This is a genomic window from Listeria grandensis, assembly GCF_014322885.1.
Lineage (GTDB): Bacteria > Bacillota > Bacilli > Lactobacillales > Listeriaceae > Listeria_A > Listeria_A grandensis.
This window is the reverse complement of sequence record NZ_JAASUG010000009.1, coordinates 49,265-73,387: the sequence shown is the minus strand read 5'-3', so window position 1 is coordinate 73,387 and position 24,123 is coordinate 49,265. Positions and strand designations below refer to the sequence as shown.

26 protein-coding genes are annotated in these 24,123 nt (G+C 43.2%); 20 read left to right on the top strand and 6 right to left on the bottom strand.

What is annotated here, in order from left to right; genetic code table 11:
• Nucleotides 1–7: 7 nt before the first annotated feature.
• On the bottom strand, nucleotides 8–709 hold the full coding sequence (locus tag HCJ54_RS12300; RefSeq protein WP_185409749.1) for an ABC transporter ATP-binding protein: 702 nt from the start codon (nucleotides 707–709) through the stop codon (nucleotides 8–10).
• A gap of 226 nt (nucleotides 710–935) precedes the next feature.
• Between HCJ54_RS12300 and HCJ54_RS12295 the strand changes: the two genes are divergently transcribed.
• From HCJ54_RS12295 to HCJ54_RS12285, 3 genes are read left to right on the top strand one after another with little or no spacing between them, the layout of a single operon-like run.
• On the top strand, nucleotides 936–1,238 hold the full coding sequence (locus tag HCJ54_RS12295; protein WP_185409748.1) for a hypothetical protein: 303 nt from the start codon (nucleotides 936–938) through the stop codon (nucleotides 1,236–1,238).
• A gap of 14 nt (nucleotides 1,239–1,252) precedes the next feature.
• The gene (locus HCJ54_RS12290; protein WP_036066572.1) at nucleotides 1,253–1,621 is read left to right on the top strand and encodes an ArpU family phage packaging/lysis transcriptional regulator; all 369 of its coding nucleotides are present in this window, start codon (nucleotides 1,253–1,255) and stop codon (nucleotides 1,619–1,621) included.
• Between the two features lie 42 nt (nucleotides 1,622–1,663).
• Nucleotides 1,664–1,924, top strand: coding sequence for a BhlA/UviB family holin-like peptide (locus tag HCJ54_RS12285; RefSeq protein ID WP_222713027.1), 261 nt, complete (start codon nucleotides 1,664–1,666; stop codon nucleotides 1,922–1,924).
• A 53-nt stretch (nucleotides 1,925–1,977) separates the two neighbouring features.
• Here the strand turns inward: HCJ54_RS12285 and HCJ54_RS12280 are convergent, their stop codons facing one another.
• The 3 genes from HCJ54_RS12280 to HCJ54_RS12270 all read right to left on the bottom strand — a co-directional run bounded on the left by HCJ54_RS12280 (nucleotide 1,978) and on the right by HCJ54_RS12270 (nucleotide 5,532).
• A complete protein-coding gene (locus tag HCJ54_RS12280) occupies nucleotides 1,978–2,880 on the bottom strand; it encodes an ABC transporter permease (RefSeq protein ID WP_036066655.1) in 903 nt (300 codons plus the stop codon).
• A gap of 5 nt (nucleotides 2,881–2,885) precedes the next feature.
• Nucleotides 2,886–3,836, bottom strand: a complete 951-nt coding sequence (locus HCJ54_RS12275) for an ABC transporter permease (protein ID WP_187137854.1) — start codon at nucleotides 3,834–3,836, stop codon at nucleotides 2,886–2,888.
• A 133-nt stretch (nucleotides 3,837–3,969) separates the two neighbouring features.
• Nucleotides 3,970–5,532: an ABC transporter substrate-binding protein gene (locus HCJ54_RS12270; protein ID WP_187137853.1), complete on the bottom strand. Its 1,563-nt coding sequence runs from the start codon at nucleotides 5,530–5,532 to the stop codon at nucleotides 3,970–3,972.
• Between the two features lie 206 nt (nucleotides 5,533–5,738).
• Here HCJ54_RS12270 and HCJ54_RS12265 point away from each other — a divergent pair, with 206 nt between their 5' ends.
• Entirely contained in the window at nucleotides 5,739–6,686 is a 948-nt protein-coding gene (locus HCJ54_RS12265; protein WP_187137852.1) for a DNA polymerase beta superfamily protein, read from the top strand.
• A 38-nt stretch (nucleotides 6,687–6,724) separates the two neighbouring features.
• Here HCJ54_RS12265 and HCJ54_RS12260 read toward each other — a convergent pair whose 3' ends face one another.
• Entirely contained in the window at nucleotides 6,725–7,282 is a 558-nt protein-coding gene (locus tag HCJ54_RS12260) for a DUF1269 domain-containing protein (protein WP_185409744.1), read from the bottom strand.
• A gap of 156 nt (nucleotides 7,283–7,438) precedes the next feature.
• Between HCJ54_RS12260 and HCJ54_RS12255 the strand changes: the two genes are divergently transcribed.
• The 5 genes from HCJ54_RS12255 to HCJ54_RS12235 all read left to right on the top strand — a co-directional run bounded on the left by HCJ54_RS12255 (nucleotide 7,439) and on the right by HCJ54_RS12235 (nucleotide 9,347).
• Nucleotides 7,439–7,804, top strand: a complete 366-nt coding sequence (locus tag HCJ54_RS12255; RefSeq protein WP_036066568.1) for a VOC family protein — start codon at nucleotides 7,439–7,441, stop codon at nucleotides 7,802–7,804.
• A 121-nt stretch (nucleotides 7,805–7,925) separates the two neighbouring features.
• The gene (locus HCJ54_RS12250; RefSeq protein WP_077913905.1) at nucleotides 7,926–8,105 is read left to right on the top strand and encodes a type II toxin-antitoxin system Phd/YefM family antitoxin; all 180 of its coding nucleotides are present in this window, start codon (nucleotides 7,926–7,928) and stop codon (nucleotides 8,103–8,105) included.
• A gap of 20 nt (nucleotides 8,106–8,125) precedes the next feature.
• A complete protein-coding gene (locus HCJ54_RS12245; RefSeq protein WP_376701057.1) occupies nucleotides 8,126–8,632 on the top strand; it encodes a GNAT family N-acetyltransferase in 507 nt (168 codons plus the stop codon).
• Between the two features lie 166 nt (nucleotides 8,633–8,798).
• Complete coding sequence (locus HCJ54_RS12240) at nucleotides 8,799–8,996, top strand: hypothetical protein (protein ID WP_187137851.1); 198 nt, start codon at nucleotides 8,799–8,801, stop codon at nucleotides 8,994–8,996.
• A 6-nt stretch (nucleotides 8,997–9,002) separates the two neighbouring features.
• Nucleotides 9,003–9,347: a type II toxin-antitoxin system RelE/ParE family toxin gene (locus HCJ54_RS12235; RefSeq protein WP_187137850.1), complete on the top strand. Its 345-nt coding sequence runs from the start codon at nucleotides 9,003–9,005 to the stop codon at nucleotides 9,345–9,347.
• A 53-nt stretch (nucleotides 9,348–9,400) separates the two neighbouring features.
• Here the strand turns inward: HCJ54_RS12235 and HCJ54_RS12230 are convergent, their stop codons facing one another.
• Nucleotides 9,401–10,426, bottom strand: a complete 1,026-nt coding sequence (locus HCJ54_RS12230; RefSeq protein WP_187137849.1) for a LacI family DNA-binding transcriptional regulator — start codon at nucleotides 10,424–10,426, stop codon at nucleotides 9,401–9,403.
• Between the two features lie 205 nt (nucleotides 10,427–10,631).
• Between HCJ54_RS12230 and HCJ54_RS12225 the strand changes: the two genes are divergently transcribed.
• The 11 genes from HCJ54_RS12225 (at nucleotide 10,632) to HCJ54_RS12175 (ending at nucleotide 24,111) form a co-directional block, all read left to right on the top strand.
• A complete protein-coding gene (locus HCJ54_RS12225) occupies nucleotides 10,632–12,311 on the top strand; it encodes an alpha-amylase family glycosyl hydrolase (protein WP_187137848.1) in 1,680 nt (559 codons plus the stop codon).
• A 54-nt stretch (nucleotides 12,312–12,365) separates the two neighbouring features.
• Nucleotides 12,366–13,622, top strand: a complete 1,257-nt coding sequence (locus HCJ54_RS12220) for an ABC transporter substrate-binding protein (RefSeq protein WP_222713030.1) — start codon at nucleotides 12,366–12,368, stop codon at nucleotides 13,620–13,622.
• Between the two features lie 15 nt (nucleotides 13,623–13,637).
• Nucleotides 13,638–14,519 carry a carbohydrate ABC transporter permease gene (locus HCJ54_RS12215; protein WP_036066561.1) on the top strand — a complete coding sequence of 294 codons (882 nt, stop codon included), beginning with the start codon at nucleotides 13,638–13,640 and terminating at the stop codon, nucleotides 14,517–14,519.
• A complete protein-coding gene (locus HCJ54_RS12210) occupies nucleotides 14,506–15,357 on the top strand; it encodes a carbohydrate ABC transporter permease (RefSeq protein WP_036066560.1) in 852 nt (283 codons plus the stop codon). The genes HCJ54_RS12215 and HCJ54_RS12210 overlap by 14 nt, the downstream gene beginning before the upstream one ends.
• A 244-nt stretch (nucleotides 15,358–15,601) precedes the next feature.
• Nucleotides 15,602–16,654, top strand: a complete 1,053-nt coding sequence (locus HCJ54_RS12205) for a zinc-dependent alcohol dehydrogenase (protein WP_187137890.1) — start codon at nucleotides 15,602–15,604, stop codon at nucleotides 16,652–16,654.
• 18 nt (nucleotides 16,655–16,672) lie between these two features.
• Nucleotides 16,673–17,464: a sugar phosphate isomerase/epimerase family protein gene (locus tag HCJ54_RS12200; RefSeq protein WP_187137846.1), complete on the top strand. Its 792-nt coding sequence runs from the start codon at nucleotides 16,673–16,675 to the stop codon at nucleotides 17,462–17,464.
• A 103-nt stretch (nucleotides 17,465–17,567) separates the two neighbouring features.
• Entirely contained in the window at nucleotides 17,568–18,602 is a 1,035-nt protein-coding gene (locus HCJ54_RS12195; RefSeq protein ID WP_187137845.1) for a Gfo/Idh/MocA family oxidoreductase, read from the top strand.
• Nucleotides 18,603–18,607: 5 nt separating this feature from the next.
• Complete coding sequence (locus HCJ54_RS12190) at nucleotides 18,608–20,791, top strand: glycoside hydrolase family 65 protein (RefSeq protein WP_425324808.1); 2,184 nt, start codon at nucleotides 18,608–18,610, stop codon at nucleotides 20,789–20,791.
• Nucleotides 20,792–20,812: 21 nt separating this feature from the next.
• Nucleotides 20,813–21,931 (top strand): glycerate kinase, encoded by a 1,119-nt coding sequence (locus HCJ54_RS12185; RefSeq protein WP_187137843.1) that lies wholly within the window; start codon nucleotides 20,813–20,815, stop codon nucleotides 21,929–21,931.
• A complete protein-coding gene (pgmB, locus tag HCJ54_RS12180; RefSeq protein WP_187137842.1) occupies nucleotides 21,928–22,587 on the top strand; it encodes a beta-phosphoglucomutase in 660 nt (219 codons plus the stop codon). Before HCJ54_RS12185 ends, pgmB begins: the two co-directional genes overlap by 4 nt.
• Nucleotides 22,588–23,004: 417 nt before the next feature.
• Entirely contained in the window at nucleotides 23,005–24,111 is a 1,107-nt protein-coding gene (locus HCJ54_RS12175) for an ABC transporter substrate-binding protein (protein ID WP_244966951.1), read from the top strand.
• Nucleotides 24,112–24,123: the final 12 nt, after the last annotated feature.

Sequence of the window (24,123 nt, the reverse complement as noted above, 5' to 3'; positions counted from 1 at the left end):
ATTCTCCTTACCATTCAATGCTGTCGATCGAAACTGGATTTTTTTGGATTTTTATATCGCGAACTTTAGCATTATTAATCTCAATGATCCGGTCAGCAATTGGTGTGATCGCTGTATTATGCGTAATGACAATCACTGTCGTACCAGTATTCCGGCACGTATCCTGCAACAATTTTAGAACCGATTTCCCGGTGTTATAATCAAGTGCTCCCGTAGGCTCATCGCATAGCAGTAACTTTGGCTGTTTCGCAAGCGCACGCGCAATGGCGACACGTTGCTGTTCCCCACCAGAAAGTTGCGCCGGAAAGTTATCCATCCGTTCTTCGAGTCCTACCTGCTTCAAAACCAACTCAGCATCCAGCGCTTTCGGCGATATTTGCGTTGCCAGTTCCACATTCTCTTTCGCCGTCAAACTAGGCACCAGATTATAAAACTGGAATACAAAACCAACATCTTGTCTCCGATATCCCGTCAATTGCTTTGCGTTAAATGCCGCAATATCAGTCCCATCAATGTAAATATGCCCCTCATCGCTCATATCCATGCCACCCAAAATATTGAGTACTGTCGATTTTCCAGCACCAGAAGGCCCGACAATAATAACAAATTCGCCCTGTTCTATTTGAAATGTAATCCCATCATTTGCCGTCACTATTTTCTCGCCTAACTGGTAGCGTTTATAGATCCGATCCATTTCGACAAAAGCCATGCAAGCATCTCCATCCATCTGTTAATTTTCGAACATTAATGCTTTTATTATAGCATAAAATATTCAAAAAAACTCCCAAATTATAAAAAAATAAACCGCTTTAACCTAGCTATACAGCCAACTAAAAAAACGACACAGAACAAGTGTTCGTTTTTTCCTTGACTTCGGTTTCAGAGGAGTTTATAGTAAGGTTACTCCTTAAAAATGGGGCAAGGGAGAGAGGAATATGAATAAAAAAAGACAGAGAGAAATCAACGTTCTATTCTCGCGGCTAGTTGATTTTCACAATGAACAAGCGGTTACCTTTCATAAATGCAATCGCAAATGCTTCATATGTCGTAAAATCAAAAATCTGAGAAAAGAACAAGTAAAACTAGAAAATAATGATGAGGAAGCGAGCGCTATGCGCACACAGTTATCTTTAATCAGCTATTACTCAACATACTCTAAACAACAATTAGCATCATGGAATGCACAGGAGCGAAATGAACTCTATGAAATGATTCTAACCAAAATAAAGCAGTCCTAGGGGGAGCATAATGAATGAGCAAATGCAAAGAAGCCGAGCGTTTATTATTCAAGTACCACACATTATTATTAAGCCTACCAAAGCGAAGCATGCCAAGACGCACGAAAGAAAATGGCTTGAGGCTAACCAAAAAAATCGCAGAAACACCTTCATATGCCGAAATTAGACGAGTGACAGATGCGATAAATAAGTTAAATAGTGATCAACGGGAGGTCATTATAACAAAGTATATGTCACGAAAGAAGCAGACCAATATTGAGGTATATATGAGTATCGGGTGGAGTGAATCGCATTTTTACAGACTTAAGAAAAGCGCGTTAGAAGATTTATTAGAAGCGTATCTTGCGGAGAAAGTGCAGAATCAAGCAACGCTAGTTCGCTAACAAAAGTAAGGAATATCATACTAAAATGGGGGTATGATGGAGATGGAGATGGAGAAGAAAAACTATTACAGTTTGGAAGTGATTATTACGGGATTAGAGAATTTAGTGGCTAACGCAACCGAGATCACCTTTGGCATCTTATTTGTAGCATTGCTTGTCTGGATGATGCGGAAGAATGACGAGCGGGAAGAGCGTTACCAAAAAACAATTGATAATTTGAGCGAACTCGCCAGTGAAATTAAAATTATTGAACAAGCCGTTAACGAAATGAGAGCAGATGTTATCGAATTGAAAGTAAAATAAAGAAACAGCCGGAAAATGTGGCGAAAACCACGCTTTCCGGCTGTACATAATCATTATTTATGAATATCTCGAGGTTCCAAGCCTTTTCGGAACACATCGCCGAGAATGTTAAACGACAGAATCGTAAGTAGAATCAAGGCGCCAGGAAAGAGTGCTAAATAAGTAGCATCTCCGATATAACTCTGCGCGTTGTTTAGCATACTCCCCCAAGACGAATTAGGTTGTTGTACACCAAGTCCCAAGAAACTAAGGGCAGATTCGGTTAGAATAGCAGCTGCAATATTTAACGAGGCAGCAACAACGATAGAAGGCATCGCGTTTGGGATGATATGTCGAATGATGATGTGCCAAACACCCGCACCACTGGACTTAGAGTACAGGATGAATTCTCGCTCTTTTAATGATAGTGTCTCCGCGCGTACAATCCGAGCGACATCCATCCAAGATAAAAGACCAATAATCAAGATGATATTTCCAATACCAGGAGTTAAATAAGCATTTAAGATCATCAACAAGAAAAATGCTGGAATTGACATAAAGATATCTAAGAAACGCATCAATAAACTATCTACAATACCACCGAAATAACCACTGATTGTTCCCGCGACCGTTCCCACAACAAGGGCAATTAACATAGCGAGGAAACCAACAGTTAATGATACTCGGCCTCCGTAAAGGACACGTGTAAAATAATCGCGCCCATGATCATCGGTACCGAACCAGTGCGAGGAACTAGGCGGCAACAGTTTATCTTGAATCGATAGCGCATTCGGGTCATACGGAGACAGGAAAGCCAGGCCACAAGCTAAGGCTAACAGGACTAATAGACCAATAGCAAAGAGTCCACGCTTTTCGCTCAATAGGAAATGCCAGAATGTACGTTCACGTGGTAATTGTGCCTTTTCAGGAGGCTGAACATTTTTTGGTTTAGTGAATTTAGAAAAATCGGCTTTCATCATGATTAGCTAACCTCCCTTATACGCGGATCGATAATCGTGTAGGCGACATCGGCAAGCAAGTTACCGATAATGAGTAACAGGGCGGAGAACATGGTAATAGCCATAATCATCGGATAATCTAATTGAAAAATCGCATTTATACCAAGCGATCCCATACCTGGCCAAGAAAAGACACTCTCGGTTATGAACGCCCCAGTAATGATTTGCGGTAAATACATACCGAGTAAAGTGATAACGGGAAGCAACGAATTTTTCAAGACATGGTGCTGCATAATTTGTGCTTTGGAAAGCCCTTTGGCATAGCCGAACAAGACGTATTCTTCTTTAAGCTGATTAATCGTATTGGAGCGAACATAGCGGTAATAGGAGGCGCAACCTTGAAAAGTGAGCGCGGTCACTGGAAGTATAGCGTGTTTTGCTACATCCCAGAAAGATTCTACACCGATTGTACGCATTCCAAGGCTTGGCAACCATTGCAATTTGATCGCAAAGACATCAATCAAAATCATGGCAAACCAAAAAATCGGGATGGAAATACCAACGTAAGATACCGCATTTAGAACACGATCTAGTTTTGTATTTTCATAGGCTGCGGCAATCAATCCGAGTGGAATAGAAAATAATAGCGTGAAAAATAGCGCAGTGCCCATTAGACCAATGGTCGCAGGGAGTCGTTCTATAATTTGTCCAAGAACGGGCTGGTTATTAATCAAGGAGTACCCGAAATTACCTTGTAGCACATTTCCTAGCCATTTAAAATATTGCACGTAAATGGGCTGATCGAGTCCAAGGCTTTGACGTATTCGTTCCACGTCATCGGGATTCATGTTTGGCGTAACAAAAGAAGAGATAGGATCTCCAGGCGCCAATTGAACCAATGCGAATGACACAAGCGAAATGATGAAGAGCATCGGTATGGTTTGTAACACACGTTTGAATATTGTTTGTATCATGAAGACAAGCCCCTAACAAGAAAGTATAGTTAAACAACGTAAAGCCCTCACCGATAGGAAAAATAAGCTTTCCTACCAGTTTGGGGCTTTCATTTATACACATTAGGCTATTATAGCATGCGAGAGGCCAGTTTTACTTAATATAAAGCTTGGACAAATCGCGGAACATGGTTACAGGTTGCGGTGTTGCTTCTTTTGTGCCTTGATATTGCTTGCCGATTGCTAGGACTGCGTTGTCATAAGAGATTGGGTAAATAACAGCGTCATCAGCAATGGTTGTTTGAATTTGTTCATAGATAGTTTGACGTTTTGCCTCATCAGCGGTAACGGCGCCCTCGTTCCATAGTTTATCCAGTGCAGGATTGCTGTAGTTCATGTAGTTGTACGGTTCGCCAGTCATATACAATGTTTTATATGGATCAGGATCATTACCCATGATATAGCCACCGAGCATCAAGGAGTAGGCGTCGCTTTTGCGATCAAGTGTGATATTATTCATTGCAGTTGGATCTGTTGGTTTTAGTTCTAAAGAAACACCAATGGATTTTAATTGTTCTTGAACATAAAGCGCGATACTTTCTTGGGCCTTGCTGTTATTTAGGTAGATGATGTTTAGTTTATCAGAAGATTTATAACCACTCTTAGCTAACAGTTCCTTAGCTTTTGTTAAGTCTTGATTGTATGTTTCGACTTTGTCGGTAAAGAATTTCGTGTTCTCTGTTAAGAAAGAGCTAGCTGGTTTTGCGTATTCTTGGGAACCGTAAGCAGCATCGATCAAGTCTTTGCGATCCAATGTCAGGGAAATAGCTTGGCGTAAGTCTTTCGATTTCAGAGCCTTCACATTTTGGTTGAAAGCAATATAGCTAAGTCGATTTTCTGGGTATGTGATGATGTTGACATCACTTGCTTTCTCTACTTTATTACGCTCGGCAGGTTGGATTGCTTTGAGGTTTATTTCACCATTTTGCAAAGCAAGATTGGCAGCATTTTGATCTTTAGTAATGCGATATGTTACTTTATCAAGTTTTGGTTTGCCATCGAAGTAATTATCGAACTTCTCTAATGAGTAGTACTCACCTGATTTATAATTTACAAATTTATATGGACCGGAGCCAACGGGAGCGTTATTTTTATCGCTTTTTCCAATATCAGCAACGCCATCAAAAATATGTTTTGGGATTGGGTAGAAAGTTTTTAGTGTATTTTCAAATGCTGGTGCTACTTGTGGTAACGTGAATTTTACGGTAGTTGCATTTTCAGCTACCACTTTGACTGGCTTGTTATTAAAGACCCAGTTTCCGCGGAATGGGCTGTTTTGTTTTTCATCAATCATCGAATTAACACTGAAAACAACGTCGTCAGCAGTTAGTGGTTTACCATCATGCCAAGTTAGACCGTCTTTTAGTGTTACTGTATACGTTAAACTGTCAGGAGAAATATCTAGTTTATCAGCTAGAGCAGGCTTACCATCATACTCCCAAAATAGTGGTGCGTAGAGGGCTTGTTGAATAGTTAGAGACACTCGGTCACTGGAATAGAGAGGGTTAACAACTTCGGGGTCACCAGGGACACCAATAATAATAGCGTTATTATTTTTAGAGCCGCTTGCGCTATCCGAGGAACTTCCAGAACCGCCACAAGCTGCTAATACCAACATTAAGGCCAATGTAAAAATGAATAAGATGCTTTTTTTCATACTTTCTCCCCTTTTCTCATAGATCTTCTTGTAATTCTTACTCGATAAGTAGGAATTGGTTATACTTAAAATACCCTGATTAGCATTTAAAGTCAAGATATTTTTACTGGGATAAAAACTATTTTTAGGTATGGATTTTTTGTTATAATTTAGGTATAGAGAATAATAGGCGGAAAGGATTGGTTGATTTGGTGGAGTATCACGCAATGGTGAAGACATCGGCATATGATTTTTTGCGAGAGAATAGAGATTTGCAGGGCCTTGCTTATTTGGTTGCTAGCGGTTCGCATGGCTATGGTACGAATGTTGCGACAAGTGATTTAGATCTTCGAGGTTTTTTAATAGAAGATGAGCGTTATTTGTTGGGACTGCATACTTTTGAACAGTTTGAGGAGAAGGAGACAGATACCGTTATTTTTGGCGCGCAGAAATTTATCAGGTTATGTGCTCAAGGAAATCCGAATGTCTTGGAATTGCTTGGTGTGGAGGAAGCTGAAATTGTGATTTGCACGGAGGCGGGGAAAATGGTGCGAAGTCATGCAGAATTATTTTTATCTAAGCGGATTGAGCAAACATTTGGAAACTACGCGAATGCGCAATTGAAGAGATTACAAAATGCATTAGTCCGGAATGAAGAATCACATGCGGTTCGGGAACAGCATATATTAGAAACGTTGCAGAAACAAATGAGCAATATAGAATCGAAATATGCAATCATGGGGCCTGATGGGTTGAAACTGCGAATGGAAAATACCGAGATTGTCATGGATGCTGAGCTATCTGGGTATCCACTGCGAGATTTTATAGGGATATATGGAGAGCTGCAGGGGACGATGCGGACATATGAAAAATTGGGAAAAGCGGACCAGCCTAAGGATTTACCGCGCTTGTATAAGCATGCGATGCATTTGGTTAGAATGCTTGTGACTGGCAGGGATATTTTGGCAGATAAAGGAATTATAACGAAGCGGGTGGCAGAGCATGATTTGTTAATCGCCATTCGAAAAGGGGAGCTATCTTTTGCGGAAATTTTTGATCGGGTAGCGGTATTGCAGGTGGAATTTGAACAGGCAGCCAGAGAGACGAATCTTCCGGAGCAGGTTGATATGCAACGTGTGGAGGATTTGCTGATTTCTTTATATAAAGGAGCATAGGAAAACCCAGCATAAAAGTAGCATGCTGGGCCAAGTTTTTAATCTTCTTTTTTGTTAAACCAACGTTTTTTAGCGCTCGTTTGTGCTTCTTTTTCAGCTTGTTTTGCTTCGTTGATTTCGTGAGATACCAGCGCTTCGTCCATGCGGATGACGCGGCCGCCTAGTTTATTATTTACTAGATCATTAATGTATTCGTTATGTTCTTCTTCGGCGATGAGGATAACACCGGTTTGATCTTCGGGGATCGTTTCCAATGTTTTCTCGAAGACGTTCATTGCATCGCGAATTTCTTTAGCATCTTGTGTTGAGCCGATGATAGCACCGGTCATCCAACCAAGGAGAACGCCTAGCGGGCCACCCAAGATACCAACAAGCATGCCGATTAGACTACCTTTCATGTTTTTGTCGCCACCTGTGAAGTCAAGGAAGTCTTTCGCGTTTATTTTATGGTTATGATCGTGCTCTACGACTGCCATTTGTTCCCCGCGAATTTTTCTTTCTGTATGGAGTGTTTTAATTTCTGAGAATGCTTGATAGGACTTGCTTTCTGTTTCGAAGTTCATGATGAGAACCGTTTTATTTGTTTGCTTGCTCATGTCGAATAGCCTCCTAGTTTTCTATAAAATATCGGCAATCTGTGCCTCAGTTCCAGTATACTCGTTCTGTGCGCTAAAACAAAATGTTAACTGTTTTAGTTTTGGCTCGAATGTTTAGGGAAATAAATGATAATAAAGTTAGTTGGAGGAGATAATATGATTAAAGGTTTGGAAGGTATTAATATTGCAGTGAGTAATCCGGAACAGTTTGTGCGCTTCTATAGTGAACAATTGGGTGTGCCACTTGTTTTTGAAGGGCATGGTGCCTACAATGGAGCAAAATTAGCTTTTTCACGGGAAGCACCTGGTGTTATCGTTTGGAGTAAGGAGAACGATGACGTAGCGACGCAAGGCCCTACGGAATTTGTTTTTCGATCTGAGGATCTAGATAAAACCTATGAAATGCTGAAATTTAATGGTGTGGATATTCAACCACCATTTTTAGCGGATTGGGGCGGCAAGGAGCTTCGGTGTGCTGATCCAGAAGGAAACAGTGTTTTGATATTAGAGGGTGCTTATTGAATTGGAGGAATACGGAAACAGCTGATGGAAGATTATCGGCTGTTTTTTTGTATATTTCACTAGCTATTATATCATAATTATGATATAATAATGATAATATTATGATAAGGAGGGCAAGGAAATGCCTGAAATTAGACCGGTTTCTGATTTAAGAAATAATTTTACTGATATTTCCAAAATTGTCCACGAACGTAGTGAACCCATTTTTTTGACGAAGAATGGGCATGGAGATATGGTAGTGATGAGTATTGAGACTTACGAGGAAATGTGTCAGTATGAAACACGTGCTGTGACGAAATAAATTGGGGAATGGTGAGAGATTTGGAGAAGAAAAGAAATTATCATGTGAAGTTTTTGACGGAGAATGATGTGGCGCTAGCGGAGGCTGTTTGCGCAAAATGTGAGGATTACTTTTTAATGGAGCAAGGATCGGGCGCAACGAGAGAAAATGCGCATACCATTATTACGGAGATTCCAGAGGGAAAAACAAAGCATGACAAATTTGTTATGGCTGTACTTGATGAAGCAGATAAACCAATTGGGCTTATTGATGTTGTTGCAGATTTCCCGAGAAAGGGACAATGGATTATTGGCTTATTAATGCTTATTCCAGAAGAACGAGAAAGTGGTTTTGGGAAAGTTCTTTATAAAGTGATTAAAGATTGGGCGACGGACGGGGGAGCAGACTCCTTGCGTATCGGTGTTTTAGATGAGAATGCAGAGGCGATTGGATTCTGGTCGCACCTTGGATTTGAGAAGGAAGAAGAGAAACAGCGAACTTACGGGAATAAAGAGCATGTTGTTCACGTAATGACTCAAAAAATATAAGTACTGGAAGACGGCATTCTGATTTTTAGGGTGTCGTTTTTTTGTAAGGGGTAGAAAAGTGAGGAACTAGTTGAAAAAACGAATTTGACACAAAATGAATGAAATGCTTTTAAAGTGCTGTGAAATGTGTTATGATGGTGATAATAAAAATGGAGGTGCAAATGATATGACATCAAGCATGGAAGATAGCATTATCAACGAAACAGCTACCAAATTTGCCTATGAACATAGCTGGATAGCCCTGACGGATGAGATAATTAACGAGAAGATTCAAGAAGCAGAAAACGATTTTGCAAGTGGGGATACATTCTCTTGGGAAGAAGTGAAGAGAAGAGTGAGAATGAAGCCTGCAACAGAGTGGTAATAGCGTATGACTGAAACTGTGAAGATAAGATTTTCTAAGCATGCTAGCCTCGATTATGATCGAATATCGCTTTATTTAGTGGAGGACTTATGCCAATTTCAAGCAGCGCAGAAGTTCAGCGAAGGTATAGAGTTGCTACTGTTAAACTTAGCGAGTTTTCCAATGCTTGGGAAGCTATATGACAATGGGAAGCTTATTTCCAAGCCATATCGCAGAGCCAGTTTTGATCGATATACTGTTTTTTATCTTTATCACGAAGATCGACAATTGCTAGAGGTTTATCGAATTCTATCGGGAGTGGCGGATCACTCGATTTTGATTAAAGATGTAGGAGAAATGTATGAAATATAAAGCGCTGGATAAGATGTAACCTAGTGAGTGGCTACATCTTATCCAGCGTTTCTTCAGGCATTCAATTGAATAATGGACGCGCCGCTAATGAGCTTCGTGTCGATAATGGTATTTTTGTTTTGTGCACCTCTTTGTTGGATTAGGTGGAAAAGTAATTCGGTTGCCGTTTGTCCCAGGCGTTTTGTTGGGATATCAATCGCGGTCAGTGGTGGTGATAGGAATGTTGAGACAACACGATCGTTATAGCCAACAATAGACAGGTCTTGGGGAATGGATAACTCGTGATCGGCAGCGACTTTATATATACTGAGTACTTTTAAATCGTCGGTGGCAAAAATAGCAGTCGGTCGATCTCGATGAGAAAGTAGCTGGTTTGCGGCATTATATGCATCTTCGGCGGTGTAGCCGCTGTCTAAAATCCAGTCACGGCGTATATCTAAATTATGATCGAATAGGCAGCTACGATAACCGGCTAGTCTATCAATGGAGACGTGATAGTTCAGCGGTGCATGCAGACAAGCTATATTTGTATGCCCGTGCTGGATAAGTAAGTTTGTAAGTTCATAGGAGTCTTTGAAGTTATCGGTATCCACAGAGTAGACGTTGGTATAATTACCATCAATCTTTCCAGTTACAACGATGGGGATATTGTATGGATCTAGTTTCTCGAAGAAAGATTCGTCAGCAGGAGAGCTGAGCATAATAATACCTTTAATCATTTTTTCTTTAATTTTAGTGATGCATTTATCGAGCTCGTCGTCAGTATTGCGAGAGGTTTGTAGGATGAGATCAAAATTTTCATCTTCGGCAATCGCGGAGATGGAATGAATGATTTCTGAGAAAAACGGGTTTCCTGCTGTGGTCTTTGTTGGCCGGTTGGAAATGACCATAATAGCATCAAAGCCTGAGCTAGTAAGTGCTCGTGCCAGTTTGCTGGGTCTATATTGCAATGCTTCGATGGCATCTAAAACACGCTTTTTCGAGTCTTTCGATATATTTGCTTGGTTGTTCAATACTCGTGAAACGGTAGATTTTGAAACGCCTGCGTGGCGGGCGATATCGTAAATGGTGGCTCCCATTCTTTGTCCTCCTTGTATATATCTTGATGAGACCGTTCCCATCTTTATAAACTCTATTCTACTCAATTGTGGTAAAGATGTCCAATATGACATAATTCGCTTTCTACAAGGGATAGTAATCGTATCAGAAAAAATACTATTGACAGAAAGCGCTTTCTGTAATATACTCATTTTTGTGGGAGCGGTACCATAAAAGGAGGCTAAAATGGATATTCTTTTAAAGCGTTTAGAAAGTATATATGAAAGTGAAAGCGTTGTATCTATTGAAAAAGAGATACGTGAACGTGTATCTAGAGCGAAAGCGAATGTGAGGAAACGGAAGCAAGGCTGGGATCAGCGCGATGTAGTTATGATTACATACGGCGATCAGTTTTTTAAAGAGCAGGAGCCGACACTGAGGACATTGAGGGAAATGTATGATACCTACTTGAAAGAAATGTTTGAGGTAGTGCATATTTTGCCGTTTTATCCATATTCGTCGGATGATGGTTTTTCTGTGATCGATTATAAAATGGTGGATTCGAAGCTCGGTAATTGGGAAGATGTGAACGCGCTATCGAATTCAGTCCGGCTAATGTTTGATTATGTTTGTAACCATATTTCGGCAAAAAGTGATTGGTTTCAGGGATACTTGAATAATGATCCGGAGTACGCTGATTTTTTCGTGGCGATGGCGCCAGAAACAGATTTGTCGACAGTTACTAGACCGCGTGCGACGCCTGTTTTGACGGAATTTAAATTATCAAATGGACAGAAAAAGCATATTTGGACTACGTTTAGTGCGGATCAGATTGATTTGAATTTTAGTAATCCAAAAGTGTTGCTGAAAATGATGGATGTGTTGGCATTTTATTTGGAAGAAGGGGCAGAGTACGTCAGGCTGGATGCGGTCGGATTTATGTGGAAAGAGCCGGGAACGTCGTGCATTCATTTGGAAAAGACGCATGAAATTGTGAAGCTATTCCGTGATGTTTTGGACGAGATTGCACCAGGAACGGTGATGATTACGGAGACGAATGTGCCGCATAAGGACAATATTACTTATTTCGGAAATGGCCAAGATGAGGCGCATATGGTGTATCAGTTCCCGTTGCCGCCGCTTGTTTTGCAGGCGATACATACTGGTAATGGTCAAGCATTGTCAGGCTGGGCGCGTGATTTGGAGTTGCCTGGAACGGATGCTACGTTCTTTAATTTCCTCGCGTCGCATGATGGTATTGGTTTAAATCCGATTCGTGGAATTTTGCCGGAAAAGGAAATTTTGGCTTTGGTGGCGGATTTGGAAGCGGAGGGTGCGCTTGTTTCGTATAAGCAGAATCCGGATGGAACGCAGAGTCCGTATGAGATTAATGTGACGTACATGGATGCATTGAATCGCTTGGCAGACAATGATGACACGCGGTTACAACGGTTCTTGTTGGCGCACTCGATATTGCTGACGATTCCTGGTGTTCCGGCGGTTTACGTGCAAAGTATTTTAGGCGCGCGAAATGATCTGGATGGTGTCGCGGAAACGGGGCATAATCGCTCTATCAACCGTAAAAAATACCCGATTTCGGAGATTGAAGCAGGACTTGCGGACGAGAAAACATTGATGCACCGCACTTTTGAGGGAATTAAAGAAATGATTCAAGTTCGTAAAACGCAAGCTTTGTTCCATCCTAATGTGCCGATGGAAGTTGTGGATTTAGGGAAAGAAATTTTTGCGATTAGGCGTGTAGATGCTTCAGGGGACAGTATTCTGGTGTTGCATAACTTGTCTGATCAGCCGATATCGTGTGATGTCGCTGCAAACTGGGATATTTTAAAAGATCAGCCGATTTCTGGGAGCGCTCCAATCATACTTGCTCCTTACGAATTCTGTTGGCTAACAAACAAAAACTAGGAGGGTTTCAAGGTGAAAAAGAGAGGGTCGATTGTACTTGCCGTTGTATTACTGATGAGTGTTATTTTGGCGGCGTGTGGCGGTTCATCGGGAAACGGGGATGATAAAGCAGTAACGATTGAATTTATGCACTCCTCGGTGGAAAAGGAACGTTTGGATGTTATCAAGAAATTGGTATCGAAATTTGAAAAGGAAAATCCAAATATTAAAGTGAAACAAGTGCCAGTAGAAGAAGATGCGTTCAATACAAAAGTTGTGACGTTGGCTCGAGCTGGTGTGTTGCCGGAAGTTTTGGAAGTAAGTCAGGATTTTGCGAAAGTAATGGATAAAGATAAATTGATCGATCAAGCGGCGGTCAAAGATGTTATCCAAAAGGTTGGCGAGGATAGTTATTATGAAGGCGCGCTGAACCTCGTTCGTTCTGAGAATGGGAAAAGTTATATCGGCGTCCCGCTTACAGGCTGGGTGCAAGGTATTTGGTATGACAAGAAAGCACTGGCTGCGGCGAATTTCAAAGAGCCGGAGAATTGGAATGATATTTTGACAATCGCGAAGCATTTTACGAATAAAGCGGATAAGAAATATGGTATTGCAATTCCTACAGCAGAAGGCGCGATGGCGGAGCAAGCATTTTCTCAGTTTGCACTTTCCAATGAGGCGAACGTGTTAGATGCGAAGGGCAACATTACGATTGATACGAAGGAAATGAAACAGGCGTTGACATTTTATAAAGAATTGTCGAAATATACAATGCCTGGATCGAATGATGTAACGGAAATCAAGGATGCGTTTATGAATGGTACAGCTCCGATGGCGATGTATTCGACGTATCTTTTGCCAGCGGTGTTCACAGACGGGGACCCAAGCAATATTGGATTCATCATTCCAGAAGAAAAAGAAAAAGCGGTGTACGGAACAGTTTCGGCGCTGGCACTTTCGGATGGTTTGGATAAAGCACAAAAAGATGCTGGAAAAAAATTCGTGGAGTTCCTATCAAAACCTGAGAATCAGACAAACTGGGTATTAATGTCTCCAGGTGGGGCGCAACCCGTAAATAAAGGCGTTATCGAAAACGTAGCATACAAAAATAATGAAGTCGTGAAATCGTTTGGCGCTTTGTCTGAAGAAATCGCGAATTCGTTTAATGACATTCAGATTTTCGGTTTAGTTGACGGCAAAAACTTTACTAAGATGGGTGATATTACAAGCTCAGGAGTTATTGCGAAAATGGTGAATAATGTAACAGTCGGTGACAAAAATGTCGAATCGGAGCTTAAAAAAGCGCAGAAAACGGCTGAATCTAATGACTAAGAATAAGGAGGCACTATGAAAACAAAAGCATATAAACGCTCGGATGCAAAAATGGCGCTGGCTCTGCTGTCGCCTAGTATCCTCTTATTACTTGTGTTAGTGGCGTACCCGATGATTTCAAACATTCAAATTAGCTTTTTAGAGTTACCGCTCAATCCGAATTTGGATTCAACGTTCATCGGTTTGCAAAACTATATTGATATTTTAACGGATGCGGAATTTTATAAGTCACTGGCTTTAACGTTTGGCTATACAATTCTAGTAGTTGTTGGTAGTACAGGGATGGGGCTTCTGGTTGCGATTTTCTTCAATCGGGAGTTCAGATTCCGGAAAACGGCGCGTTCGCTCATTATTTTGTCATACGTAACGCCGTCGATTTCGTTGATTTTTGCTTGGAAATACATGTTTAACAATAGCTATGGTGTTATCAATTTTGTTGGTGGTGATATTTTGCATCTTTGGAAGGATGCACCACTTTGGTTTGATAACCCCGTTTCGAGTTTTATTTTAGTCGTGTTATTCGCGATTTGGCGCTATTTCCCGTACGCTTTCATTTCGTTTTTAGCGATTTTACAAACGGTAGATAAATCGCTTTATGAAGCAGCGGAAATGGACGGGGCAAGCGTTTGGGATAAATTCAAAATTGTGACGTTGCCTGCGATCATGCCAGTGTTGGCGACGGTTGTGACGTTGCGTGCGATTTGGATGTTCTACATGTTTACCGATGTATACTTGCTGACGAACAAGGTGAATATTCTTGGGGTTTACTTGTATCAAACAGCCTTTGCGTTCAATGATTTAGGCAAAGCATCGGCGATTTCGGTGATTCTGTTTATCATCATCTTCGTGGTCATCATGGTTACAAGAAAGCGAGTGAATTTAAATGGCGGTAAGTAGTAAAAAAACAAAACGGACGAAGAAAATTGTCTTTTATGTGAGTTTGGTGTTATTTCTGTTGTTTACGCTGTTTCCATTCTTGATTATGATGATGACGTCGTTTAAGAGTCCGAAAGAGGCGATTTCTACGACGCCAACGTTTTTCCCGAAGGATTGGACGTTTCAGCATTACTTAGACATCTTCAACCCAGATATTTTCCCGTTTTTGACGTATTTTAAAAACAGTTTTATCATCGCACTGGTTGCAGCGGGAATTGCGGTTGTTTTAGGGATTTTAGGCGCTTATGCGTTGTCAAAATTGCGTTTCAGAGCGCGGACAACGATTAATGCGAGTTTTTATACGGTTTATATGTTTTCAGGGATTTTGTTAATTGTGCCGTTGTTTAAAATTATTTCGAGTGTTGGGCTGTATGACACGAGAACGGCGCTTATTATTACGATGGTTGTGCAGACATTGCCGACCGCGATTTTCATGTTGATTAGTTATTTTGATACGATTCCTGTGGATATTGAGGAAGCCGCGATGATGGATGGCTTGAATCGGATGCAGATTATTTTACGTATTATCGTGCCATTGGCGATTTCGGGTATTGTTTCGGTATTCGTTTATTGCTTTATGGTTGCTTGGAATGATTATCTGTTTGCATCGATTTTCTTGTCAGATTCGGAGTTGTTTACACTACCGATTGGCTTGAATACGCTGTTTAGTACACCAGATTATATTTGGGGCCGAATGATGGCGGCATCTCTCATAACGGCACTGCCTGTTGTTATTATGTACGCTTTGTCGGAACGCTTTATCAAAGGAAATCTTACCGACGGCGGCGTCAAAGGCTAGGTCAGAGCGACGAGAAGCATTCATCTTCGTCGTTAAAAGTTCCGTTCCAGTGCTCACGTACGTAGGTACGCTCCGCACCTGGTACTCACTTTTGCCTAGAAGCTAAAAGCTTCTCGTCGCTCTGACGGCTGATTCTGCGACACGGAGTTGTTTCGGGGGTGGAACGGGAATTTTGGCGAATGAGAAAGGGACGAAGAGCCTTGATAAGAAATAGATTTGGTATATCAGAAAGGAAGTTTGGATGATGAGAAAGTTGATTGCTACGGAGCCGCAGGTTGCGGATTTGGTGGAGTATGTAGATCGAGAGTTGGCTAAGGATGAGGCGCGGATTCAGGTGAAGTTTGCGTCGCCGAAGCATGGAACGGAGGTCGTCGATTTTCGCGGGGTTAGTCCTTTTATTGATGAGGAGTTTAACGAGGAATGGAATATGTTTATGCCTCGTGCGGAAGGTGCGGCGCGCGGGATTGTGTTCGGTGAGTTTCAGCTCGGGAACATGGTTGTCGGCGAGATTGTCGAGATCGGCGCGGATGTGACGGAGTATGCGATTGGCGATATGGTTTGTTCGTATGGGCCGATTATGGAGACGGTGATCGTGAAGGCGGTCGATAATTATAAATTGCGGAAAATGCCAGCGGGCGCTAGTTGGAAAAATGCGGTTTGTTATGATCCGGCGCAGTTTGCAATGAGTGGTGTTCGTGAGGCGCATGTGCGTGCGGGCGACTATGTCGTGGTTGTTGGGCTCGGCGCGATTGGCCAAATTGCGGTTCAACTGGCGAAAAAGGCTGGTGCGAGTATCGTGATTGGTGTTGATCCGCTAGAACATCGCCGTGAGATTGCGATGCGTCATGGTGCGGATGCTTGCTTTAATCCGATCGGGACGGATGTTGGGTTTGAGGTCAAGAAATTGACGGGCAAACTGGGCGCGGATTCGATTATTGAGACGAGTGGGAATTCGCAGGCGCTGGAGGCGGCGCTACGCGGGATTGCGTATGGCGGGATTATTTCGTATGTCGCGTTTGCGAAGCCGTTTCCGGATGGGTTTAATTTAGGACGTGAGGCACATTTTAATAATGCTAAAATCGTGTTTGCGCGGGCTTCGAGTGAGCCGAATCCGGATTATCCGCGTTGGAATCGGAAGCGGATTGAGGAGACGTGCTGGGAACTTTTGATGAACGGGTACCTCGATTGTGAGGATTTGATCGATCCGATTGTGAGCTTGGATGAGAGTGCGCAAGCTTATATGAAATATGTGGATCAGAATCCAGATTTGAGTATTAAGATGGGAATCGAACTTTAGAAGGAGACGGTAACAGTTATGAAAATTGGAACGCAGAATCAGGCATTTTTTCCAGAGGGTATTATGGAGAAGTTCGAATATGTGAAGGAAATGGGTTTTGAAGGTTTTGAAATTGACGGGAAACTGTTGGTTGAAAATGTGGCGGAGGTCAAAGCGGCGATTGCGGCGACGGGGATTCCGGTTTCGACGGCTTGTGGTGGTTATGACGGCTGGATCGGTGATTTTATCGAGGAGCGCCGTCTGCGCGGGTTGCAGGAAATCAAAGTGATTTTGGAGGCGTTGCAAGAGGTTGGCGGGACGGGAATCGTGGTTCCTGCGGCTTGGGGCATGTTCACGTATCGCTTGCCACCAATGGTTTCGCCGCGTTCAGAAGTTGGTGATTTCAAAGCAGTGAGTGAGTCGCTCGTTTATTTGGACGGAATTGCGGCGGAGACTGGGACGACGATTTTTCTGGAACCGCTGAATCGTTATCAGGACCACATGATCAATTTGCTGGGCGATGCGCGTCGCTATATTGAGCAAAATGACTTGAAACATGTGAAAATTATCGCGGACTTTTATCATATGAATATTGAAGAGGACGGGATTTCGGAGGCACTTCACGCGAATCGTGATTTGGTGCGGCATGTGCACGTGGCGGACAATCATCGCTATCAGCCTGGCAGTGGATCGCTTGATTTTAAAAAGCATTTCGACCAGTTGAAAGCGGATGGCTATGACGGGTTCTTGACGTTTGAATGCCGAGTTCGCGCGGAGGATCCTGAGAAAGCGTATCGGGATGCATTGGAACATTTGAAAAACTCTAGATAAACTCAGCGTGGCGGTAAATCATACATTGTAGTTTTTCTATATTCAGAAATACTGCCTCTAAAATCCGATTTTGGAGGCAGTATTTCAAGGGGGGAAGTAAGACGTGAAAAAAGTAGCGATTATTGGTGCGGGGCAGGTTGCGGAGAAGGTGCATGCGGCGTATTATAAGACGCGGACGCAGGAGCTAGAGCTGGTCGCGGTGGTGGACCCGGATGCGGGGCGTGCGCGGGATTTTGCGGAACAGAATGGTTTTGCGCGTAGTTACGTGGATGCGGCGGAGATGTTTGAGACGGAGAAACCGGATATGGTGAGTATTTGTACGCCGAATCGGTTTCATTTTGATAATGTGATGTTGGCGCTATCGCATGGTGCTGCGGTTATGTGTGAGAAACCGCCTGCGATGACGGCGAATGAGGCGCAGCAGATGCGTGATTTGGCGGCGAAACAGCATCTTGTCTTAGCGTATGATTTTCATCATCGGTTTGCGACGGATATGCGCGAGGTGAAGCAGGCTTATAAGGATGGTGTGCTAGGCGAAGTTTACATGACAAAAGCCAAGGCGCTACGCCGTTCGGGAGTTCCTGGTTGGGGCTCGTTCACGAATAAGGCGTTGCAAGGTGGCGGCCCGCTAATCGATATTGGGATTCACATGTTAGACGCGGCGATGTACGTGCTAGACTTTCCACAGGTCAAGAAGGTCACTGCCAAAATGTTTCAAAAAATTGGGACAAAGAAGTCGGAAGGAACGTTTGGAACGTGGGATCCTACGAAATATGATGTGGAGGACGCGGTTTTTGCGTTTATTGAGTTTGAAAATGGTGGCTTGTTGCAATTGGAGACTTCTTTTGTATTGCAGATGAAGGAAAGTTCGGTTTTGAATGTGGAATTTTTCGGAGATGAGGCTGGTGCGACGTTGTTTCCAGCGGAGATTTACACGGATCGGGCTGGCGAATTGGTCACGATTTTGAAAAACGAAACGGCGGACGAGGAGCGACATGCAAAAAGTATGCAGGCGTTTGTGGATCGGGTGCTTGGTGCGGATGTGATGGTGGCGGACGCGGAGCAGGGTTATCAGGTTCAGCGTTTGATTGAGGCGATTTACGAATCAGCAGAAAAAGGTGAGAGTGTATATTTATGAGTAGAATCAGTGTGTTACGGGAGAGTAGAATAGATCTGCATTATTTCGATACGTATGCGAGTTTGATGATGACTGGGAACGGTTATATGGGGATTCGCGGAGGATTTGAGGAAGATTATCCGGAGCAGACGCGTGGCATGTTTGTGGCGGGAATTTATAATAAAGCGCAGGGGCAAGTGAGTTCTGATTTAGTGAATTTGCCTGATGTGACGCGGTTTGAGTTTGAAATTGATGGTGTGAATTTCTCAATGCATCGTGGGGAAGTTCAGGATTTTGAGCGGGTTTTTGATTTGGCGACGGGTGAGGTGTGTCGCGAATTGGTTTGGCAACATCCGAATGGGAAACGGTTCGGGCTTTGTTTGAAACGCTTTGTCAGTAAGAAGGAATTACATAAGGTGTATGCGAAGGTTGAGATTACGAGCCTGTCGGGTGACGCGGATGTGCGGATTCGGACGGGGATTGATGGGCAACAGACGAATTTCGGAACGCAACATTTGGTGGAAAAATCGCTTCGTGTGTTTAGTGAGACGTGGATGCAGGGCGATTATGTGACGACGCAAAGTGGGCAAGATTTAGCGGTGACGTCGATGATTAGCGCGCCAGGTAGTTTTGCAGCGAAGAATCGGCAGTTGCTCGTGACGGTGAATCAGAGTTTGGTAGAGAACGAGCCGTTTTCGTTGGAAAAGGTAAGCGTCATCGCGACGAGTTTGGAGACGGAGAATCCGGCTGAATTTGGGCTCGGCGAGATTCGCGAGGCGAAGAGCTATGACGATGCTTTGGCGGAATCGCGCGTTTCTTGGCAGAAATTTTGGCAGGATTATCGGGTTGAGGTGACATCGGAAAACACGTTTGATCAGTTGGCGCTTGATTTTGCGGCGTATCATTTGGAAGCGATGACACCGGCTCATGATGAGCGTTTTAGCGTTGGGGCGAAAGGGCTGACGGGTGAAGGTTACAAAGGGCATGTGTTCTGGGATACGGAGATTTTTATTGCGCCGTTTCATTTGTATAATCATCCGGAAAAAGCGCGGAAGTTGTTGCGTTATCGCTATCTTCATCTGGAACAGGCACGCGCGAAAGCAGTCAAAAATGGCTATCAAGGGGCATTATTTCCTTGGGAGAGCGCGTTTAGTGGAGAGGAAGAGACGCCTGAATTTGCGGCGATTAACGTTCGCACTGGGAAGCGTCAAAAGGTGGCGTCAGCCCTTGCGGAACACCATATTGTGGCGGATGTTGCGCATGCTGTGGTCAACTATTATGAGGCGAGCCAAGATGAACTATTTATGGAGCATGATGGGTTGCAAATTTTGCAGGAAACAGCGCGGTTTTGGTTGAGTAGGGCTGTATTAAAGCAGGGGAAATATGTTATATTAGATGTAATCGGTCCTGATGAGTATACGGAACATGTGGATAATAATGCTTATACGAATTATTTGGCGCATGAGAATGTGTATCAAACGTTGCGCTTTATGGCGAAATACGGTCAGAAGCATACGGCGTTTTATGATTTGTGTGAGGCATTTTTACGAAAAATTTATTTGCCGCAGCCAAACGAGGCGAAGTTGATTCCGCAAGATGATACGTTTCTTGATAAACCGGAGATTGATTTGACGGGGTATAAGGAGAAGCAGGGATCGCAGGCGATTTTGCTGGATTATTCGCGAGCGGAAGTGAACGAGATGCAGATTTTGAAGCAGGCGGATGTGGTGATGTTGCTTTATTTGATGCCGAACCTGTTTGCCGAGGAAATTGTGGCGCGGAATTTGGATTATTATGAGGCGCACACGATTCATGATTCTTCGCTGAGTAAGGCGATTCATGCGATTGTGGCGAACCGGGTTGGTCAGACGGAGAAGGCGTATCGCTTTTTCGAAGAGGCATGTCGGATTGATCTCGAGGCGGCTCCTGGTGGGACGGATGAAGGTGTGCATGCGGCGTCGCTTGGCGCAATTTGGTTGTCCACGATATTCGGATTTGGCGGTGTAGCGATTTCGGATGGCGAACTGCATTTGAATCCGCGACTACCGGCTGAATGGAAGCGCTTGGCATTTTCGTTTGTGTGGCATGGGGAGCGCTTGGAAATTGAATTGGAATCGGATAAAATTCGCGTGACAAAAGAGACGACAGCGCCAATTCAGATTCACATTTTTGGTGAAAAACATTGTATGACGACAGGACTAGAAATTTAAATTTTGGAAGGAAGAGTTTTCATGAAAATTGTCATTGCCCCCGATTCATATAAGGAAAGTTTAACGGCACAGGAGGTAGCAGAGGCGATCCAGACGGGATTTGCGACTGTATTTCCTGATGCGGATTATCAGCTTTTACCTGTGGGTGATGGCGGAGAGGGAACCATCGCGATTCTGGCGCAGGCTTCTGGTGGCGTTACGGAGGATGTGCGTGTGACGGGACCGCTAGGCGAGATGGTAACCGCAAAAATGGCATTTAGTGCGGATCGGACGCGGGCTTTCATCGAAATGGCGGAGGCGTGTGGACTACATTTGGTGCCCGCAGAGAAACGTGATCCGCTAGCGATGAGCACGGCAGGTGTCGGCGAATTGGTGTTGCATGCTTTGGACGCTAAGGTAAGTGAGATCGTGATTGGAGTTGGTGGAAGTGCCACTCATGATGGCGGAATTGGTATGGCGGAAGCGCTGGGCGCGCGTTTTTATAATTTGCGTGGGGAGAATGTGACGGCAATTGGTGCGAATTTGAGCGCGATTAGCTCGGTTTCCCTGACAAACCTTGATCCACGACTATCTAAAGCGACGATTCGAATTGCGGCGGACGTAGAAAATCCACTGTGCGGTGAAAATGGGGCGGCGACGATTTTTGGTCCGCAAAAAGGTTTACCGCAGGATAGGATTCCCCATATCGATAACGCGATGCACGGTTTCTATTCCATTTTCAAACAAGATGTTCGTGATTTGCCAGGAAGCGGTGCTGGAGGCGGAATGGGCGCAGGATTGATGCTGTTTGCAGGTGCTAAATTTGAGCCAGGTATCGAGCTTGTTTTACGTGAACTGCGGATGAAAGAAGTGTGCGCTGATGCGGATATTATCTTGGTTGGTGAAGGGCGTATGGACGCTCAGACGGTCTTTGGTAAAGCGCCAATCGGTGTAGCAAACTGTGCACCGGAAAATGCGACGGTCATCGGGATTTGCGGCAGTATTGGAGAGGGAATTGACGCGGTTTATTCGAAAATCGATGCCGTATTCCCAACGATTGCAACAGCTGGGAGCTTGGAAGACATTTTGCCGCAAACGCGTGAAAATATTGAACGGACGGCCCGAAACGTGGCAGTTCTGCTGAAAGGGAGAGTACGGTGAAACAATTAGAAGCAGTAATTTTTGATTTGGATGGGGTCATCACAGATAGCGCACATTTTCATTATTTGGCATGGAAACAACTCGCGGCAGAGATTGATATCGAGATCGACGAGGCGTTCAATGAGACGCTAAAAGGCATTAGTCGGATGGACTCGCTCGACTTAATTTTAACGAAAGGTGGGCGCGAACAAGATTTCACAATCGCTGAAAAAGAAGCATTAGCGACGAAAAAGAATGCGCATTATGTGGAGTTGTTAAAAGACTTGTCACCAGCAGATATTTTGCCGGGTATCAAGCCATTACTAGACGCAATTCGCGCGGCAAACTTGAAAATCGCCTTAGCTTCCGTTTCTAAAAATGCCCCAATGGTTCTGGCGGCACTTGGCTTAACGGATAGCTTCGACTACCTAGCAGACGCAGCAAAAATCACACATTCGAAGCCAGATCCAGAAATCTTCTTAGTTGCAGCGGCAGGACTTGGCGTAGTGCCTGCAAACGCCGTTGGAATCGAAGACGCTCAAGCCGGTGTTGAAGCTATCAAATCAGCTGGCATGAAAGCAATTGGTGTCGGAACTGGACTCATCGGAACAGATGAACTCGTTAGCGATACATCGAAATTGTCACTAGCGATGGTTCAAAAAGTATTTCAGCTGTAACTTTCAAACTTATGTTAAATAGTAGAAAGCCATTGATTGGCTGGCGTGGATTCGGTGCAGTATCGTCTCCATACCAGCCAATTTTTTTTCGTCAATCGAAAACCATTTTCGAAATATCTGCAACCGCTTGCAAGATTATTTGTATATCCTTATAATGAAAATAACAAATGAGTGAAGGATAATAATTCCTAAAATTAGCAATTTTGAAAAAAGGAGTCTAAAAAATAGGAATTTTTAATTAAATTTTCATGTAAACTAATAAAAAAGGAGCGTTTTAGGATGAAAAAAATTATATCAATCAGTTGTATAATAACAGTTCTCATGCTTTTAGCTAGTTGTGGAGGAGGAGATTCTTCAAGCTCAGGAGTGGAGTTTTATACCGATAAAGGGGGAGAAAATGTCGGGATTCTAAATTCTATGTCTGACAAAATTAAAGATGACGGCGGCGTAGGCTACAAAACGGTAGGATACACAGAAGTAACAGCATATGAAACGACGATCCAGCAATCATTGGATAGCGAGAAAGCACCGGGTTTATTCACATGGTGGAGTGGCGATAAGCTAAAAAAACTAGTGGACAACGATTTGGTGGTCGACCTATCCAAGGAATGGAAAGCATACTATGAAAAAGAAGGCGTTAATCCAGGGCTTGCAGATGCCTTTACAATCGATGGAAAAGTCTATGCCGCACCGTTTAGCGTGTTATATAACGGTATTTTATACAATAAACACCTCTTTGATAAGTACAATCTAAAAATACCAGAAACGTGGGATGATTTCATCAAAGTATGTGACACATTAAAAGCCAATAAGATAGATCCGATCGGTCTAAAAAATGACCCTTGGGCAAGTTTCCTATGGTTCCAAACATTGATTGCTAGTTATAATCCTGATCTATATGTCGGGCTAACGAATGGCACGATTAAATACACAGATCCCGAAATGGAAAAGGTAATGAAGATGTGGCAAAAGATGATTAAAAAAGGCTACTTTGGTGAGCCGGTCGATCCAGCATCACAAGTGAAAATGTTCTCTACAGATAAAAGCGCGATGATATACGAACCAACCGTCACATCAACAACATTGAAAAAAGAATACAATATGGAGCCAGGGAAAGATTTTGACGTATTTGTTGCCCCATCCGTGACCGCAGATCAGAAAAAAGTCATTTTCTTTGAAGCAGCCCCCATCGTTGTTTCTAAAAAAAGTAAACAAAGCGCAGATGCGAAAAAGGTACTACAAAGTTTTTATAAAAAAGATGTTCAACAGATCTTTGTAGATGAGGCAGGAGTCATTAATACTAATAAAACCAAGTCAGATGATCCGGTAAATGGCGGTTTTGTTAAGGAAGCAGCGGATACTAATAAATACTCTGTAATGGTTCGCTACTATGAGGCCACACCGATTGAAGTCGTGAACGTTGCCACAGATGAATTGTGGAAGTTTTTCTACAGTCCAACAGATGCAATGATTGACGATACATTAAACACGATTCAAAAAGCGGCCGATAAGGCATTTAAATAATAGCACAAAGCA